At 71.3% G+C, this 17374-nt stretch carries 15 protein-coding genes and 1 pseudogene; 5 read left to right on the forward strand and 11 right to left on the reverse strand.

Annotation, left to right across the window (positions count from 1 at the left end; genetic code table 11):
* Positions 1-50 precede the first annotated feature (50 nt).
* On the forward strand, positions 51-2021 hold the full coding sequence (locus ACFP3V_RS15650; RefSeq protein WP_380583729.1) for a M13 family metallopeptidase: 1971 nt from the start codon (positions 51-53) through the stop codon (positions 2019-2021).
* 307 nt (positions 2022-2328) lie between these two features.
* On the opposite strand, the pseudogene ACFP3V_RS15655 reads toward ACFP3V_RS15650, so the two are convergent.
* Together ACFP3V_RS15655 and ACFP3V_RS15660 are read right to left on the reverse strand one after the other, a co-directional pair.
* Positions 2329-3801 (reverse strand): annotated as a pseudogene (locus ACFP3V_RS15655) (glycoside hydrolase family 10 protein); the annotation flags it as partial.
* Positions 3802-4452: 651 nt separating this feature from the next.
* Positions 4453-5019 (reverse strand): YbhB/YbcL family Raf kinase inhibitor-like protein, encoded by a 567-nt coding sequence (locus ACFP3V_RS15660; protein WP_380583731.1) that lies wholly within the window; start codon positions 5017-5019, stop codon positions 4453-4455.
* An 84-nt stretch (positions 5020-5103) separates the two neighbouring features.
* On the opposite strand from ACFP3V_RS15660, the gene ACFP3V_RS15665 reads away from it, so the two are divergent.
* Entirely contained in the window at positions 5104-5559 is a 456-nt protein-coding gene (locus tag ACFP3V_RS15665) for a MarR family winged helix-turn-helix transcriptional regulator (RefSeq protein ID WP_380583733.1), read from the forward strand.
* 461 nt (positions 5560-6020) lie between these two features.
* On the opposite strand, the gene ACFP3V_RS15670 is transcribed toward ACFP3V_RS15665, so the two are convergent.
* Positions 6021-6629 (reverse strand): CGNR zinc finger domain-containing protein, encoded by a 609-nt coding sequence (locus ACFP3V_RS15670; protein WP_380583735.1) that lies wholly within the window; start codon positions 6627-6629, stop codon positions 6021-6023.
* 127 nt (positions 6630-6756) lie between these two features.
* On the opposite strand from ACFP3V_RS15670, the gene ACFP3V_RS15675 reads away from it, so the two are divergent.
* The gene (locus ACFP3V_RS15675; RefSeq protein ID WP_380583737.1) at positions 6757-8016 is read left to right on the forward strand and encodes an MFS transporter; all 1260 of its coding nucleotides are present in this window, start codon (positions 6757-6759) and stop codon (positions 8014-8016) included.
* 477 nt (positions 8017-8493) lie between these two features.
* Here ACFP3V_RS15675 and ACFP3V_RS15680 read toward each other — a convergent pair whose 3' ends face one another.
* The 3 genes from ACFP3V_RS15680 to ACFP3V_RS15690 form a co-directional block, all read right to left on the reverse strand.
* Positions 8494-9774, reverse strand: coding sequence for a low temperature requirement protein A (locus tag ACFP3V_RS15680; protein WP_380583739.1), 1281 nt, complete (start codon positions 9772-9774; stop codon positions 8494-8496).
* 240 nt (positions 9775-10014) lie between these two features.
* Entirely contained in the window at positions 10015-10287 is a 273-nt protein-coding gene (locus ACFP3V_RS15685) for a DUF2568 domain-containing protein (protein WP_380583741.1), read from the reverse strand.
* Entirely contained in the window at positions 10284-10634 is a 351-nt protein-coding gene (locus ACFP3V_RS15690) for a hypothetical protein (protein ID WP_380583743.1), read from the reverse strand. Before ACFP3V_RS15690 ends, ACFP3V_RS15685 begins: the two co-directional genes overlap by 4 nt.
* Positions 10635-10693: 59 nt before the next feature.
* Here ACFP3V_RS15690 and ACFP3V_RS15695 point away from each other — a divergent pair, with 59 nt between their 5' ends.
* Entirely contained in the window at positions 10694-11140 is a 447-nt protein-coding gene (locus ACFP3V_RS15695; RefSeq protein ID WP_380583745.1) for a MarR family winged helix-turn-helix transcriptional regulator, read from the forward strand.
* A gap of 417 nt (positions 11141-11557) precedes the next feature.
* On the opposite strand, the gene ACFP3V_RS15700 is transcribed toward ACFP3V_RS15695, so the two are convergent.
* The 4 genes from ACFP3V_RS15700 to ACFP3V_RS15715 form a co-directional block, all read right to left on the reverse strand.
* A complete protein-coding gene (locus tag ACFP3V_RS15700; protein WP_380583747.1) occupies positions 11558-12415 on the reverse strand; it encodes an aldo/keto reductase in 858 nt (285 codons plus the stop codon).
* Positions 12412-12846, reverse strand: a complete 435-nt coding sequence (locus ACFP3V_RS15705; protein ID WP_380583749.1) for a cupin domain-containing protein — start codon at positions 12844-12846, stop codon at positions 12412-12414. Before ACFP3V_RS15705 ends, ACFP3V_RS15700 begins: the two co-directional genes overlap by 4 nt.
* Positions 12847-12951: 105 nt before the next feature.
* Entirely contained in the window at positions 12952-13938 is a 987-nt protein-coding gene (locus ACFP3V_RS15710; RefSeq protein WP_380583751.1) for an aldo/keto reductase, read from the reverse strand.
* A 327-nt stretch (positions 13939-14265) separates the two neighbouring features.
* The gene (locus tag ACFP3V_RS15715) at positions 14266-14586 is read right to left on the reverse strand and encodes a carboxymuconolactone decarboxylase family protein (protein ID WP_380583753.1); all 321 of its coding nucleotides are present in this window, start codon (positions 14584-14586) and stop codon (positions 14266-14268) included.
* Positions 14587-14808: 222 nt separating this feature from the next.
* Here ACFP3V_RS15715 and ACFP3V_RS15720 point away from each other — a divergent pair, with 222 nt between their 5' ends.
* Positions 14809-15720 (forward strand): helix-turn-helix domain-containing protein, encoded by a 912-nt coding sequence (locus tag ACFP3V_RS15720; protein ID WP_380583755.1) that lies wholly within the window; start codon positions 14809-14811, stop codon positions 15718-15720.
* Between the two features lie 262 nt (positions 15721-15982).
* On the opposite strand, the gene ACFP3V_RS15725 is transcribed toward ACFP3V_RS15720, so the two are convergent.
* Positions 15983-17347, reverse strand: a complete 1365-nt coding sequence (locus tag ACFP3V_RS15725) for a nucleobase:cation symporter-2 family protein (RefSeq protein ID WP_380583757.1) — start codon at positions 17345-17347, stop codon at positions 15983-15985.
* Positions 17348-17374: the final 27 nt, after the last annotated feature.

Raw genomic sequence — 17374 nt, forward strand, 5'->3', positions numbered from 1 at the left:
CAGCGACGGGAAGTCCACGGCGGTCGGGCCGGGTGTCGTAGGCTCCGGCAATGAGCATTCTCGACGACGCCAAAGCGGGTATGAACCCCGACATCCGACCGCAGGACGACCTTTTCGGGCATATCAACGGCACCTGGCTGGACACGGCGGAGATCCCGGCCGACCGGGCTTCCTGGGGTCCCTTCGCCGAGCTGGCCGAGCGTTCCGAGCAGCGGGTGCGCGAGATCATCCAGGACCTGGCCGCCGAGCCCATCGCGCACGGCGAGAACGCACAGAAGATCGCTGCGCTGTACTCCTCCTTCATGGACGAGGAGACCGTGGAGGCCCTGGGTCTGGAGCCGGTGCGTCCGCAGTTGGAGGCCGTCGCTGCCCTTGGTGACACCAGTGAACTGGCCGCCTTCCTGGGCGGGTTCGAGCGCGCCGGCGGGTCCGGCCTGTTCGGCCTCTACGTCAACACCGACGACCGTGACTCGGACCGCTACCTGGTCAACCTGGTCCAGGGCGGCCTCGGTCTGCCGGACGAGTCGTACTACCGCGAGGAGAAGTTCGCCGAGATCCGCGAGAAGTACGCGGCCTACCTCACCGAACTGTTCACCCTGGCCCAGCTGGAGGAGCCGGCCGCCCGGGCCGCGTCCGTCCTGGAGCTGGAGACCCGACTGGCGGCGGGCCACTGGGACCGGGTCTCCACCCGCGACGTCCAGAAGACCTACAACCTCACCACCCGCGACGAACTGACCGCTCTCACACCCGAGTTCGACTGGGACCGGTACGTGACCGCCCTCAGCGGCGGGGCCCAGGACACGACCGCAGTCCTGGCCGAGACGCTGGTGCGCGAGCCCTCCTACTTCACCCACCTGTCCACGCTGCTGGCCCAGATCCCCCTGGAACAGTGGCGGCACTGGGCCACGGCCCGGGTCCTCAGCTCCGCCGCGCCGTTCCTGTCCCACGCCTTCGTCCGCGCGCACTTCAACTTCTACGAGCGCACCCTGGCCGGCACCCCCGAGCTGCGCCCCCGCTGGAAGCGCGCCGTGTCCTTCGTCGAACGCGCGATCGGCGAGGCCGTCGGCGAGGAGTACGTGGCCCGGCACTTCCCGCCCGCCTCCAAGGCGATGATGGACGAACTGGTGGCCAACCTCCTCGCCGCGTACCGCGCCTCGATCGCCCAGCTGGACTGGATGACCGAACAGACCAAGCAACAGGCCTTCCTCAAGCTGGACACCTTCCGGCCCAAGATCGGCTACCCGGTCCGCTTCCGCGACTACTCCGCCCTCCAGGTCACCCCCGGCGACCTCCTGGGCAACGCCGCCGCGGCCTCGGCCTTCGAGACCGACCGCGAGCTGGCCAAGATCGGCGCCCCGGTCGACCACGACGAGTGGTTCATGCTGCCCCAGACCGTCAACGCCTACTACAACCCCGGCACCAACGAGATCTGCTTCCCCGCCGGCATCCTCCAAGAGCCCTTCTTCTCCCCCGACGCCGACCCCGCCGAGAACTACGGCGGCATCGGCGCGGTCATCGGCCACGAGATCGGCCACGGCTTCGACGACCAGGGCGCACAGTACGACGGCGCGGGCAACCTCAACGACTGGTGGACGGCCGCGGACAAGGCTGCCTTCGAGCACAAGTCCAAGGCGCTGATCGAGCAGTACAACGCCTTCTCCCCGCGCGACCTGCCCGGACAGCACGTCAACGGCGCGCTGACCGTCGGCGAGAACATCGGCGACCTGGGCGGCCTGACCATCGGTCACAAGGCCTACCGGATCTTCCGAGGCCTCGACGCCAACGGCAGCACCGGCCTGGACCCGGCCGACTCGCGCACCCTGTTCAGCAACTGGGCCTACTGCTGGCGCTTCAAGGCCCGCAAGGAGCAGGCCGAGCAGCGGCTGACCATCGACCCGCACGCCCCCGCCGAGTTCCGCGCGAACATCGTGCGCAACCTGGACGAGTTCCACCACGCCTTCGCCACTGCCGAAGGCGACGGCCTCTGGCTGGCCCCGGAGGACCGCGTCAGGATCTGGTGACCCGCCAGGCCGGTTTCGGCCCAACAGCCGCAGGACCCGCCCAGCCACAGCCCGGCTGAATCGGGTGGGCCCGGCCAGCGCCTCTTTTGTCGGGCCCGCACCCCCGCCAGGCGGTGCGNACGGCTCTCACCTGTCCTCGGTGGTCGCGCTGCGCGGCGGTCGGCCGCGCACAGGGACCGTTTACATGTCAGTGAGGAGGTGGGGTGCCGGGCAGTTCGAGTCGCCGGTCAGGCCGAGCGGGGCGGAATCTGCTCGGGGAGCCGAACGCGGCTCGGCGTACGCGTGCGGCCCCGCGCGTGGGAGCTCACTGGAGGTTCCAGTGCTGGTTGCTGCCGCCGTTGACGTCCCAGACCTCGACTTGGGTGCCGTTGGCGGTCTGGCCGCCGGGGATCTCCAGCGCCCTGCCGGAAGCCGCGTTGACCAACGTGTACGAGCCGTCGCTGCCGCGGGTTGCGCGCCAGTGCTGGTTGGCGCCGCCGTTGGCGTCCCAGACCTCGATGCGTGTGCCGTTGGCCGTCTGGCCGCCGGGCTCGTCCAGGACTCGGCCGCTGGCGATGTTGGTGAACGTGTAGGTGCCGTCACTGTTGAGGGTGGCGCGCCACAGCTGGTTGTTGCCGTTCCAGGAGTCGTAGACCTGGAGGAAGGTGCCGTTTGCGTTCTGGCCGCTCGGCTCGTCGAGTGCGCGGCCGCTGGCGGCGTTCAGCAGGTGGTACACCGTGCCTGGGACGATGCCTCCGCCTCCGGTGCTGCCACCCGAGCCGCTGCCGCCCAGGGTGGTGAGCACGGCGTTGTAGGCGGGCTTGGGGTTGCCGCTGCTGTCGAACAGCAGCGGGCTGTCGGCGCTGCGCCAGGAGTCGCTGTCGCGGATGCCCCACACGGTGATGCCGGTGCAGCGAGGGACGTTGAGGCAGTCCTGGACGGTGCTGGCGTAGGCGGTCGGGGGTGCCTGGGCGATGTCGAGTTCGGTGATCTGCACGTCGACGCCGAGCGCGGCGAAGTTCGACAGCGTGGTCTGGAAGCTCGCCGGCGGGCCGCTGGTGCCGAAGTGGCTTTGGAAGCCGACGCAGTCGATGGGGACGCCGCGGGACTTGAAGTCCTTGACCATGGCGTAGACGCCCTGGGTCTTGGCGTCGGACCAGTTCTCGATGTTGTAGTCGTTGTAGCAGAGCTTGGCCGAGGGGTCGGCGTTGCGGGCGGTGCGGAAGGCGTCCTCGATGAAGCCGTTGCCCAGCACGTTCTGGAACACCGAGCTCCTGTGCTGGCTGGAGCCGTCGGCGAAGGCCTCGTTGACCACGTCCCAGGCGTAGATCTTGCCCTTGAAGTGGCTCATCTCGGTGGTGATGTGATTCTCCATCACACTGCGCAGCGTCGCTGCGTCGCTGATCGAGCTGACCCAGCTGGGCAGTTGGGAGTGCCAGACCAGGGTGTGGCCGCGCATCCGCTGTCCGTGGGCCGAGGCGTGGGCGACGATCTGGTCGGCCGGGCCGAAGTTGAAGCTGCCTCTGGACGGCTCGGTGGTGTCCCACTTCATCTCGTTCTCCGGGGTGATCATGTTGAATTCCCGGTCGAGAATCGTGGAGTACGTCGAGTCACCGAGCCTGCCGGCGGCCACAGCGGTACCGAAGTAGCGACCGCTGCCGGCAGCTGCCGAGCCAAGCGTGCTGCCGCCGGCGGCCTGGGCGGCAGGGCTCATGGCCACCGCCAGGACTGTGCCGATCGCCATTCCGGTAGCCGTCGTCAGCATCTTGCGACGCCGGGCCTGCTTGTTGAGCCAGCGCATCGGGGATCTTCTCCTGCCTGAGTGGTGGGATCTCTTGTAGGAGGTGGGGCGTTCGGGGAGCCGGCTCCACGCGACGGATACGCCTCTCCGCGGGGCGGCCACCTGCTGTCCAGAGCCCGTGACATGCCCAGTCAGCTGGGGCGAACCCTTCGCGGGGAAGGTGGATGCCGTCCTTGTCCCTGAAGGCCACTGGTGAGCCATCGCAAAGGGACTGCGGTTGGCGCGGATATGACATGGGATGCATCGCGGGAGAGACGCTGCATCAGGTCGGGCAGTGTGTCAAGGCTCCAGCTCGGTAGCTGCAGCGGCGGAGCGGACGCTCAGCAAGCTTCTCTCCGTGCGGCCGAGCGGCCCCTGGGGAGTGCTTGACCAGCCGTTCATCAGGCCTGGCCGCGGCCGCCGACCGGTTCGACGCCGGGTCGGCCGCGGCCACTCCCAGGGCCGGGGCGGTGCGTGTAACTTCCACAGTGCCGGCCTGACGGCCCGTGCGTCGCTCTGCTCGGCCAGGACCGCGCCGACGAGGTCGCCGCCCGATCGGCTTGTTCAGGCGTTCCTGCCGATTGTTCGACCGGATGGACTTCATGGAACAGGCCATGGAGCGCCTGGCCTGCCGGCAGCGCGAGTCGTCGTCCCGCGGAACGACCCCGGCGGTCAGCGGATCTCGTAGGTTCCGTCCAGCCGGGCCCGGCCGAGGATGCGGCCGGCCATCGCGGCGACGGCCTGGTCCAGCGTGAAGGCGGCGGGCAGCTCCAGGGCCTGGTCCACGGCGAAGAGCTGGAAGACGTAGGCGTGCGGGCCGTGCGATCGGATCGGCATGGGCCCGGCCCAACCGCGGCGCCCGAGCGGGCCCTTGCCGTGGCGCAGGCCGGGGACGGGGCTCGGCTCGGCCAGCGCGTTCTCCGGGAGCGCGCCGAGCGCGGGGTCGATGCCGACGGTGAGCGCGTGGACGGCCGGCCGGCTCAGCGGCACGTCGGGGTCCTGGGCGATCAGCACGAGTTCGGCCGTCCCGGCCGGGGGCTGCGTCCAGGCGAGCGCGGGCGAGAGGTTCGCGCCGAACAGCCTGCCGCGGTACCGGGCGGGTATCGGACTGCCGGGCGCGAAGGCCGGGCTGGTCAGGGTGAAGTTCTCCGGGGCCTGGGTGTCAGGTCGGGCCCAGACCAGGGCCGCGTGACCGGCGCGCCGCTTGCGTAGGGCGACGCCGAGAGGGTTCGCGGGCATGGCGACTGGACCTCCTGGGAGGGGTGGCGACGGCCCGTCAAGGCCTGTCGAAGCTGTCGATACTTTTAGGTATACTAAAGACCCGTGAGGATCGAAGCAATCGGCCAACTGCCCGGCACGGCGGAGGAGGACGAGCTCGGCGGGCTGCTGCGTGCCGCTGTGGGACGCCTCTACCGCCGCTTCCGCAGCGAGCGCCCCGACGGAGAGCTGGGCGACGCCGCCCTCGCCGTCCTCACCCGCCTGCACAAGCACGGACCGCAGACCCTCACCGCGCTCAGCGGCATCGACCGCGTCTCCCCTGCGTCCATGAGCCAGACCGTCAACCGCCTGACCTCGGCCGGCTACGCCGTCCGCACTCGCGACGCGGAGGACCGCCGCAAGGTGCTGCTGAGCGCGACGGACTCGGGCCACGCGGTCGCCCGCGCCGCCCGGGCCAAGCGCAACGCCTGGCTGGACGAGCGCTTGCGCGCGCTCTCCCCCGAGGACCGCGCCATCCTCGCCCGCGCCGCGGAGTTGCTGGAGGCCATCGCCGACTCCTGAGCGCCTCAACTGTTCGAAGCAGCGCCGTCGAGCAGGCCGGCGCGGGCGGCGAGCAAGGCTGCCGCGGCGGCGCGGCGCGCGCTGCGGCCGTCAGGTGCCTCGCCGGGGACGAGCGCTCGGTGGCAGAGCGGCGCGGTCGCGGAGCGGACCGGTTCTACCGGGTCGACGCTTCGCGGGAGTTGGCCGCGAAGCCACTCGTGGCCACCGCCACGCAGACAATCCGCGGCCGCGCACGCCCTCGCGGGCGCCGGCCCGGTGGCGGGTGGCGATGTTCCTGGGCTGCGCCCAGGCCCTGCGCCGGGCCGGCCGCTTCCCGGCCGGCGACGCCACCACGCCCTTCCTCGCCACCCACTGGGCACCCGAACCATGCCAGGACACGCAGCCGCTCCGGGGCCCGACGATGCGGTCGAGTGCGCGCGCATCCGGGACGCGATCGGCCGGGCCGCCCGGTGACCAGGCGCTCAGGACCTGGCTGCGGACGCCTGCTTGGTGCGCCACGTGCTCTTCTTGGCCTGGTTGCCGCACGTGTCCATCGAGCACCAACGCCGGTTCCCCGGACGCGAGATGTCCAGGAACCACGCGGCGCAGTTGGGCCCGGAGCAGGCCCGTACCCGTTCCAGCGCGGGCGACGTCGCCAGGTCGAGCGCGTCGCGGGCGACAGCGGCGAGAACCGCGCCAACCGGATCGGCCGCGGTGTAGATCAGAGTGCCGTGCGCGTCGAGCACCGGCACCGGGGGCGGTGCGGCGGCGGCCCGGTTCAGCACCGCGCGGGCATCCGCGGGGCAGCCAGCGGGCCCGCTGTCGCTGCGGGCCGCCGCCAGCAGCGTGTGGACCGCCTCCCGCACCTGCTGGGCCTGCCGCAGCACGGCCGGCGTCGGCACCGGGACGGCCTGGTCGTCGGGATAGGGACCCAGCTGGGCGACCCACGCACCAAGCGCCTGCGGAGTGTCCAGCTCCTCGATGGCCGCAGCCGTGCCACGCAGCCGCAAGGTGCGCATGAAGTCGAGGCAGAGCCGGCCGGAGCCGCTGCGGAAGCGCTGGCCCGTGGGGGTCGCAGGGGTGACCGTCATGCCCACCACCCTACGGCGGAACCGGTTTTACTGGTACCTTCGTGGAACCGGTTAAACCGGTCCCGGTGGTGGTGCGCCACCCGCATTGCCCTGTCCGTCCTTTCGTCACCTGGTCGAGGGGTGTGTCGTGCCTGCTGGCCCTCCTTCCGCAACCTCGCCGGCCCTTGGCCGGCCCCTGACCCTGCTGCTGTCCGTCGCATGCGGCGTCGCGGTCGCCAACATCTACTTCCCCCAGGCGATCAGCCCGCTGATCGCCAAGGACCTGCACACCGCCCCCGCCTCCGCGGCCGCCGTCGTCACCTGCGCCCAACTCGGCTACGCGGCAGGGATCTTCCTACTGGTCCCCCTGGGCGACCGGCTGCGCCACCGCGGCCTGATCACCACCCTGCTCCTGGCCACCGGCGCCGGACTGGGCCTGGCGGGCACCGCTTCCTCGCTGCCCGTCCTCGCCGCCGCCAGCGCGCTGGTGGGCCTGACCACCGTGGTCCCCCAGATCCTCATCCCCATGGCCGCGGGACTCGCCGAACCCGAGCGCCGCGGCCAGGTCACCGGCACCCTGCTCTCCGGCCTGATCGGCGGCATCCTCCTCGCCCGCACCTTCTCCGGAACCCTGGGACAGTGGCTGGGCTGGCGTACCCCCTACCTGGTGGCGGCCGCTCTCGCCCTCCTCCTCACCGCGGCCCTGGCCACCGCGCTCCCGCACACCCGGCCCAGCACCGACCAGCGCTACCCCGCACTCCTGGCAGCCTCCGCGCACCTGCTGCGCACCGAGCCCCTGCTGCGACGCTCCTGCCAGTACCAGTTCCTGGTGTTCGCCGCCTTCAGCGCCGCCTGGACCGCGCTCGCCCTGTTCATCACCGGCCCCCACTACCACCTGGGCACGCCCGCCGTGGGCGTCCTCGCTTTGGTCGGCGCAGCCAGCATGTTCGCCACCCCGATCGCCGGACGCCGCACCGACCAGCGCGGCCCGGACGCCGTCAACCTGGTCTGCATGGTCGGCGCCATCGCCGCCGGAACCCTGCTGCTGACCGGGCACCTCGGCGGAGCCCTCGGCCTGGTGGGCCTGGGCGCCGGAATGCTGCTGCTCGACGTGGCCGTGCAGTCGGGCCAGGTCGCCAACCAGGCCCGCATCTTCGCCCTGAACCCCCAGGCCCGCGCACGCCTGAACACCGCCTACATGACCTGCGCGTTCCTGGGCGGCAGCGCCGGCTCCTGGCTGGGAGTGCGCGCCTACTCCGCGTTCGGCTGGAACGGGGTCTGCGCCCTGGTCGTGCTCTTGGCCGTCCTCGCCCTGCTGCGGCACCTGCTGCGCGGCCGCGACACCGCTACCACCGAGGCCATGGCCCAGACGCCCGCAGCCAAGGACGGCGTGCCCGCCGCCCGCTGAATCGCCCCCCGCGGCCACCGCCCGCGCAGCCACCACCGCCCCGCCGCGCCTTCGACCTCACCGCTCGGGCCAACTACGCCCCGCACTCTCGACCGGCCCCGGTGACGCCACCTCGTGGACGCCACGGGGGTGAAGAGCTCTGGCTACCTCCACGCTAACCCGTCAGGAAACCCCCTGACAAAGAGGCCAGCCGCAATGCACCCCCAACCCCAAGGACCCTCGACACCAAGGTTGTTGGCGGCCCTCCGCCCATCCGAGCGCCCCAAGGACGACGTGCGAGAACGCCGGAGGACGGAACCCGCGACAGCAGGGCGACCAGGCGCACGCGGTCCCGCCGCCCTGGCTTCGGAGTGTGCCGGGTGCATCGTCCCTACAGCTCCACCGGTGCACATACCTCCATGCTCTGCCCGCCCTGACCGTCACCACGGCGGGCACAGCAGGGGGATTCGCTGATCGCAGACCAGCCTCCTGCGGCAGTCAGTCGCCGGACCTCTGCTGTTGACCACGCTCGGCGTCAGCGGCCAAGACCTCATCCGTGGCCCGCATCCGGCCCCGACGTGCACCGGCAGCAGCGGGGCCCTGCGCAAGGCGCCCCGGCTCCGGCCGTCCGCCCGCCGCACGTGCCCGGCTGCGGCCCGACTCGGCGCGCAGCATCGCGGTGAGCAGCAGCACCAGGCCCAGGAACTCGGCCAGCGCGCTGACCCGGGTCCCCGCAGGGACCGCCGCCCAGGCCAGCGCGGCCGCCGCGGAGCGCAGCAGCAGCGGGCGCAGTCCCAGTGAAACCCGGAAGCACACGCTGCCGGACAGGTAGAGCGAGACGCCGCCGGCCACGGCGACCGCCACGGCAGTGGGCAGATGCTGCGGCAGGTGCCCGATCGACAGCTTCACGCCTGCGGCCAGCACAGCCACGCCGACCAGCATGGGGATGAAGCTGTAGTAGTAGGCCCGCATCGTCAGCCGGAACCGCGGAAGCCCGCTCACCCGGCGCAGCGCGGCCTCCGCCGCCGCCTCGTCGTGCAGGAAGTAGGACCACCACAGGGCAGCCGCCAGCGCGAGTGCCAGTGCGATCCCGCCGAAGGTCCCCCAGTCCAGCGTCGCGTCCCCGACGCCTGCCCCGATGGCGATGACCGACTCACCGAAGACGATGAGCAGCAGCAGGCCGTGGCGCTCCACGAAGTGCGCCGGATCGAGTTCGCCGACCCGCTCGGTGACCGGGGTCTGCGCCGCCCCGACGCGGACCCGGCTGGCGAGCACGGGAGTGACCGTCTGCAGCAGCAGCGCGGCGACCCACAGCCCGTCCGCGGCCAGGCTGTCGTCGACCACCCCCGCCGCGGTGACACAGAGCGCGGCCAGGATGTTGGTGAGCGCGAAGCTCAGCACGTTGCGACCGTGCAGCAGCGCGTAGAGCGCACTGTGCACCAGCACCACGAGCAGGAAGCCGAGCCCGAAGGCCACCCCGTTGTCGCCGAAGACGCCGGGCAGGGCCAGGGCGCAGGTCATGAAGCCGCACATGCCCAGGAGCAGCGGCACCCTGCGACCGGTCGTCTCCGGAGGCACCTGGTTGGTCAGGTAGGCGTAGGCGCCGTACATCCAGAACAGCACCGCGAAGATCACCAGCGTCCGGCCGACCTGCGCCAAGGACAGGTCGTGCGCCAGCAGCACCGTCAGCTGTGTGATGGTGAAGACGAAGACGAGGTCGAAGAACAGCTCCAGGGTGGTCACCCTGCGCTCGCTCCCCTCGTCCTGACGGCCCGTCATACCCACTCCCCCGTAACGGATTCCCCCGGCAGCCGTCACCGCAGCCGGCAGCACCTGATCCACTCGGGACCGGCGGCAACACCGTACGCGGCCGACTGCGCCACTTCGCAGCCGGGCCCGCAGGCCAGCAGCTGCCGCAGGAGGCGACCGCCGGACATCGGCACACGGAGCCCACCTGCCAGGTCCAGGCTTACCACCGGCCCCAGCGGGGAGCACCGTTCGGCCGCGTCGACAGTGGCCTCATCTGCGGCGCGCTCCGAATGCGCGGAGCGCCGCCAGCCCTCCCGCGCCGAACCAGCAGGCTTCGAAGAGACCACGCGCGAGGCCGTGCAGTGGGCGGGCCGCCGCGGGGGCGGCGAACGCGCCCCAGGCCAGGGCGAGAAGAGCCACTGCGATCACGGCGACGCCCAGCCGCGCCCCACGCCGACCGGGCCGGGTCCAGGCCCACCATCCCGCCGCCGCGTAAACGGCCAACTCCGCCCCGAACGCCAGGACGTCGACCAGTAGGTTCATGGGGCCAGCCACCACGCCGAGACGAGGTGCAGCACGGCGAACGCACCCGCGCCGAGGGCCATCCCGGCGTTGCGCCACCGCACGCCGATGGCCGAGTCGCCGGCCTGGGCCAGCCCCGCCACCACCAGCATCGGCCAGGCCGCGACCCGCTCGCCCGCCCACAGCACCGCGGCCGCGGCGACCCCCAGGGGCAGCGCTCGCGCAGCATAAGCGCGGGCGTACACGTCCACTCCCGCCGTGACCGGCTCACCCGCCGGCAGCCCGAGCCCCGGCCGCAGGACCCCCGCCACGCTCGATCCCGCGCTCACGATCGCCGCCACGGCATTGGCGGCAAGCAGCACCTGCATTGCGTATCCCCCTGAATCATTCGAGCTGTGAACGATATGAGGACGGTACCATTCTTCATGTGAGCGATGTCAAGGGAGCCGCGGCACTGCGGGCCACGGTCGTCTTCAATCTGGGCACCCTCGGCGCCCTCGCGTCCGAACGCTTCGCGGCACAGATCGAGGCGCTGGGGCTCAAGCCCAAGCACGCCGGCCTGCTGGCGGCGCTGGATGCCGAAGCCGCGGCCTCGCAGCAGGAACTCGCCACCCGCCTCGCAGTGGCACCGAGCCTGATCGTGGCGCTCGCCGACCAGCTGCAGGAGCTGGGCGCGGTGGAGCGGGTACGGGACCCGGACGACCGGCGCCGTCAGATGCTCAGCCTCACCGCGCAGGGCCGGCAGCTGCTGGCCCGCTGCGTCAGCGCCGCCCAGGCCGTCGACGCGGAACTGACCGCAGGACTCAGCCAGGCGCAGCGCACGTCACTGGAGCGCGGCCTGCGTGCCCTCGGCGAACAGCGACTCCCCCGCTGACACCTCCTCGTCGCGCGACCCGGCTCGCGTCGGCGAGGACGCCGACACCGCCGCCGCGGCGCGCACCGTGCAGTCGGGCCCGCGCGAATCAGGTCAACTCCTCGGCGAGGCAGGCCCGACGACTACACCGTGGCTGCCCACGACGCCCGGCCCCAGCCAGCCCGGTTCCGCGTTGATGGGTGCGGCGTCGCCGGTTCCGCCCTTTCGCCGATGGGCGTGGCCTCCGCTGACCAGGGAGTCTCCGCACCGCGCCTCCCTGCCCCGGCACCGAAGCCGCCGTCAAGGGAAGAGGCTCGTGACCGTCGAGCATCCGTGACTGCTGGACGAGGCTCAGCAGGGTCTTGAGGGTGCGGCGCGCGATCCGGGCGGGTGTGTCGTGGCCGCCCCGCGCCGGCGCGAAGTGGCGTTGGCCTGGCGTCACTTGCCGCTGTAGACGGGGAAGGCGCTGTGCTCGCCGTAGTCGACGTCGTGCAGGTTGCGCAGGACGTCCATGTCGTCGCGGGAGATCTGGAAGTCGACCTCGGTGTTGGAGCGCATGTGCTCGGGGTTCGCAGTCTTCGGCAGCGACACCGTGCCCAGTTGCAGGGTGTAGCGGATGCATAGCTGCGGGACGGACACGCCGTACTTCTCCGCCATCGCCCGGACTTCGGCGTGCTTCAGGATCGCGCCGTGGGCGATCGGCGAGTACGCCTGGACGAGGATCTGCTTGCTCTCGCAGTAGGCCAGCAGGTCGGCGGGGGTGTTGCCGGCGTGGACGAGCAGTTGGTTCACGTGCGGGACGACGCTCGCGCCCTCAAGGATGTTCTCCAGGTCGTGCTGCTGGAAGTTGGACACGCCGATGGATCGGATCTTGCCGGCCCGGTGGGCGTCCTCCAGGGCACGCCACGCTTCGCGGTTGCCCTGGGCGTAGTCGCCGCCGCGGAAGTCGTCCCACGGCTGCGGGCTGTGGATCAGCATCAGGTCGACGCGGTCCAGGCCCAGCTTCGCCAGGGAGCCGTCGATCGCGGCGAGTGCCTGGTCGTAGTCCTTGATCTCCGCGGCGAGCTTGGTCGAGACGAACAGCTCGTCGCGGGGCACCCCCGAGGTGCGCACGCCCTCGCCGACGCCGCGCTCGTTGCCGTATGCCTGGGCGGTGTCGATGTTGCGGTAGCCGATCCGGACGGCTGCGCGGACCGCCTCGGCCGCCTTGTCGTCGTCGATGAACCAGGTGCCGAGCCCCAGCCGGGGGATCTCGACGCCGTTCGCCAGCGTGCAGGTCTCGTCGAGGATGCTCATGCGTTCGCTCCGTTCTTCGGCAGCTGCCCGTACACCTCGTCGGTGACGGGCTCCAGCCATTCGTTGCTGACGTTCTCGCCCGGCGTGATGAAGGCGACGTGGGAGAACCACGAGTCGGCCTTCGCGCCGTGCCAGTGCTTCGTCCCCGCCGGGACGCGGACCACCGTTCCCGGCTCCATGCTGACCGGGTCCTCGCCCTGGGCCTGGTACCAGCCGCTGCCCGCCGTGCACAGCAGGATCTGGTCACCGCCCCCGCCCGTGCCGTGGTGGATGTGCCAGTGGTTGCGGCAGCCCGGCTCGAAGGTGACGTTGCTGACCGGGACGCTCCCCGAGGCGAGTGACGCCAGGTAGCTCTGGCCGGTGAAGTACTGCGCGTAGGCGTTGTTCTTCTCCCCGCGGGGGAAGATCTGGTCGAATCCGCCTGCGGTCATGTCGGTTCTCCTCCTGTCGTCGGCACGCCCACGCCGGGGGCCTGCGCAGCGGTGCGCGTGTACTGCCGGCCGGCGCGCTGCGCGGGGGGCTGCGCGGGGCGCCGGCTAGCGGTTGACGTAGGCCATGTGCTCCGCGTTGTAGCGATCGCCGCTGACGCCGACCCGCTGGGCCAGGCTGTCGAGATCGGCGACCTCGTCCGCCGACAGCGCCAGGGCGGTCGCGGCGTTGTTCTCCCGGATGCGAGCCGTGCGGCGGGTACCAGGGATCGGCACGATCCATGGCTGCTGGGCGAGCAGCCATGCCAGGGCGATCTGCCCCGGCGTCGCGCCCTTCGCTTCGGCGAGCTGCCGGACGTGGTCGACGAGCGCCTGGTTCGCGCGCAGGTTCTGTGCCTGGAAGCGCGGGACCCGGTGGCGGATGTCGCCGTCGGTGAAGGTCGTGGAGTCGTCGACGGTGCCGGTGAGGAAACCCTTGCCGAGGGGGCTGAACGGCACGAACCCGATGCCGAGCTCGGCGAGCGTGGGCAGCACCTCGGCCTCGGGGTCCCGTGTCCACAGCGAGTACTCGCTCTGGACCGCAGTCACCGGGTGGACGGCGTGTGCGGCACGGATGGTGGCGGCCGCGGCCTCGGAGAGCCCGAAGTGCCTGACCTTCCCCTCTGCGATCAGCTCGCCGACGGTGCCTGCGACGTCCTCGATCGGCACGGCGGGGTCGACGCGGTGCTGGTAGTACAGGTCGATGACGTCCGTGCGCAGCCGCTTTAGGGACTCCTGCGCGACGCGGCGGATCTGCTCGGGACGACTGTTGAGGCCGACGCTGCGGCCGTCTCGGATGTCCCATCCGAACTTGGTGGCGATCACGACCTGGTCGCGGACCGGCAGGAGCGCTTCCCCGACCAGCTCCTCGTTCGCATAGGGCCCGTAGACCTCGGCGGTGTCGAAGAAGGTCACTCCCTCCTCGACCGCGGAGCGCAGCACCGCGATCATGTCCTCGCGACTGCCAGGGTTGGGTCCGTAGCTCTGCGACATGCCCATCGCGCCGAGCCCGATCGCGGAGACCCGTAGGCCCTGTCCGAGTGTTCTGACGTGCATAATCATCCCTCCGGGGTCGGGGTCGGGTTGGACGCCGCCACAAGCGCGGCACGTTGGAGGTCACGGCGAGCCACGCGAGCCACGCGAGCAGCAGGGCTGCGCGGGCGATCGACTCGAGGGACGGCGTTGAAGACGCCGGCCGGCTCGCCGCGCTCGATCCTGGCGCAGTACTCCGGGCTCACGTCCGCGAACATCGCCACCTCCTCACTGGTACCCGAAGAGCCTGGGGCCCACGGGTCCCACGCCAAGGCGCGAAGCGCCAGTGAGGGATTGCCGTCCCCGGTGCCCCGAACACCGCTCGCTCGGCCGCGACGGCATACCGCACTGTCAGGCGGAGCGTTGGTCGGCGATGTCCTTCAGCCGGGTGATCGCGGTCATCGCGTTGGGCCAGCCGGCGTAGAACGCCAGATGCGTGATCGCCTCGGACAGCTCCTCCACGCTCAGCCCGTTGTCCAGGGCGACGCCGAGGTGGTACCCGAGCTGCTCGCCGCGGTACAGCGCCGCCAGCACGGTCACGGTCACCAGGCTCCGGTCGCGAGGCGACAGCCCGGGACGCTCCCAGATGTCACTGAAGAGGACCTCGTTGGTGACGTCGACCAGCTTCGGGGCGATTGCGGCAAGCGCCTGGGGCGCGGACTGCTTCGGCATGACGGGCGCCTCCTTGATCGAACGGTTGGACCGGACCGGTTCCACGGTGAGCCGGACCGGGCTCCACAGCAGCCGCCGCAACCCGACTCCGAGTGGCGCCTGACGGTGCCGGCGGTCTCTGGTGTCGAGGAAACCCCAGCTCAAGGAGGCGGAGAAGGGTCTGCTGTTCCAGGTACTGACAGGACCCCCCACGTCTCTGCCGTCCGGCCTAACGTGGAAGGCATGACCACCGAGAGCGACATTCGCGCGTTCCTGGCCTCCCGCCGGGCCAAGATCACCCCGCAGCAGGCGGGGCTGCCCGCCTACGGCGGCAACCGGCGCGTGCCCGGCCTGCGCCGCGAAGAAGTCGCCCTGCTCGCCGGCGTCAGCGTCGACTACTACGTCCGCCTGGAGCGCGGCCACCTCGCGGGAGCCTCCGAGGAGGTCCTCGACGCCGTCGCAGGCGCCCTCCAACTCGACGACGCCGAGCGGGCCCACCTGTTCGACCTGGCCCGCGCCGCAGCCAAGCGCCCCACCCGCCGCACCCGGCGCCCCTCCGCAGCACTCCCGGACAGCGTTCTGCGTGTCCTGGCCTCCATGACCGACTCCCCGGCCTTCATCCGCAACGGCCGACTGGACGTCCTCGCCACCAACCTCCTCGGCCGCGCCCTTTACGCCCCCCTGTTCCCGGACTCTGCCGCGAAGACCACCAACATCGCCCGCGCCCAGTTCCTCACCCCGGCCGGGCGGGACTTCTTCCCGGACTGGGACGTCGGCGTCAACACCACCGTGGCCCTCCTTCGCACCGAAGCCGGGCGCGCCCCGCACGACACCGAACTGACCGGGCTGATCGGCGAACTCGTCACCCACAGCGAGGAGTTCCGCAGCGCCTGGGCCAAGCACAACGTCCGGCTGCACCACACCGGCCGCAAGGCGTTCCACCACCCAGCCGTCGGCGACATCACCCTCGACTTCGACGCCATGGAACTACCGGCTCAGCCCGGCCTGACCCTCACCGCCTACAGCGCCGCCCCCGGCACGCGCGATCACGACGCCCTGCGACTCCTCGCCACCTGGGCCGCGACCGAGTACCCGTCAGGCCCGGACGTACTCCCCGGCATGTCGTCAGCCGACGTCACTCCCGACAGGCGCTGAGCCACCCGCAGTCACGAGGGTTCCGGACCGCCGGGTCGAGCGGGCACCACCGCGCAGACCGTCGCCGGCTCCCCGCCGAGGACCTGCGGACCTCCGCCGCCCCGCAGGCGGTTCGGCAAGCCCTCGGCGACCACGACACGATCCAGCGCACCGGGTTTCTCGGCGGGTGGGCGACTGGTCCTGATCTCCGAGGGCGGCACGCGAGCGCCGGAGCGGCTTGGCCGCTCCNTTGGCCGCTCCGGCGCTCTCATGTGTCCGACGCTCAGGAATTGATGTATTCCGGGGTGGGCACCGCGGCCCTCGGGGCGCGCAGGGGCCCGTGGTTGAAGAGCAGGTTCAGGGTGAAGGCGGCCAGCGTGGTGCTGGTGATGGCACTGCCCGCGATCGTCTGGAACCAGTCGGGCAGCCGGTGGTAGATCGAGCCGGCGACCACCGGCAGCATGCCCACGCCGATCGCGACGGCGACGATCAGCAGGTTGCTGGTGCCCTCGAACTCGACCTTCCGCAGCGTGCGGATGCCCACGGCGGTGACCGTGGCGAACATGACCAGACCCGCCGCGCCGATCACCGGCCCGGGGAGGGAGGCGACCAGGGCGCCCAGCTTCGGGATCAGGCCCAGGACAACCAGGAGTCCGCCGGAGACCGCAGTGACATAGCGGGAGCGCACCCTCGTCATCTCGACCAGGCCGACGTTCTGCGCGAAGGCCGTGTCGAGGAACGAGTTGAAGATCCCGCCGAGTACGCCTGACAGACCGTCAGCGGCCAGGCCCCGGGCCAGGTCGGCGTGGGCCAGTTCCTTGCCGGTCGCCTCGGCGACGGCCAGCATGTCGGCGGTGGACTCGGTGAAGGTCACCAGCATCACCACACACATGGAGATCACGGCGGCGGCCGGGAACTTCGGGGCACCGAAGTGGAAGGGGTCGGGGAAGCCGAACCAGTCCGCATGGCCGACGGAGGAGAAGTCGCTGATGCCCATGGCGATCGCGACGACGGTGCCGACGGCCAGCCCGATCAGCACGGCGACCTGGGTGAGAATGCCCCGGCCGAACCGGTTGACCGCCACGATCAGCACGACGATGCCCGCGGCGAGCGCGAGGTGGCTGGGCTGTGCGTAGTCCTTGGCGGTGGGGTCGTTCCCGGCGATGAGGCCGGCGGCGACGCCGATGAGGGAGAGCCCGATGACGGTGATGACCGAGCCGCTGACCAGCGGCGGGAAGAAGCGCACCGCCCGGGCGAAGGGCCAGGCGATGAGCAGGCCGAAGAGGCCCGCGGCGAGCATCGAACCGTAGACGGCGGGCATCCCGTACTGCCCGGCAATCATGATCATCGGCGTGACGCCGGCGAACGTCGCACCCGCGACGATCGGCAGGCGCACGCCCAGGAATCGGCTGACCCCGAGCGCCTGAAGGAGCGTCACCAGCCCGGCGACCAAGAGGTCGGCGCTGACGAGCAGTCCGACGGTGGAGGTGCTGAGCCTGGCGGCCGCACCGAAGACGATGGGGACGGTGACGCAGCCGGTGTACATCACCAGCACGTGCTGCAGACCGAGCAGCCCCAGCCTGGGCAGGGGAAGGACCTGGTCCACGGGATGCCTCGAACTCGTGTCCGCGGATGCGGAGTTGGCCATGTGCGTGCTCCAAGGCGGGAAGTGGGT

Source organism: Streptacidiphilus monticola (assembly GCF_042658505.1).
Classification (GTDB): Bacteria; Actinomycetota; Actinomycetes; order Streptomycetales; family Streptomycetaceae; genus Streptacidiphilus; species Streptacidiphilus monticola.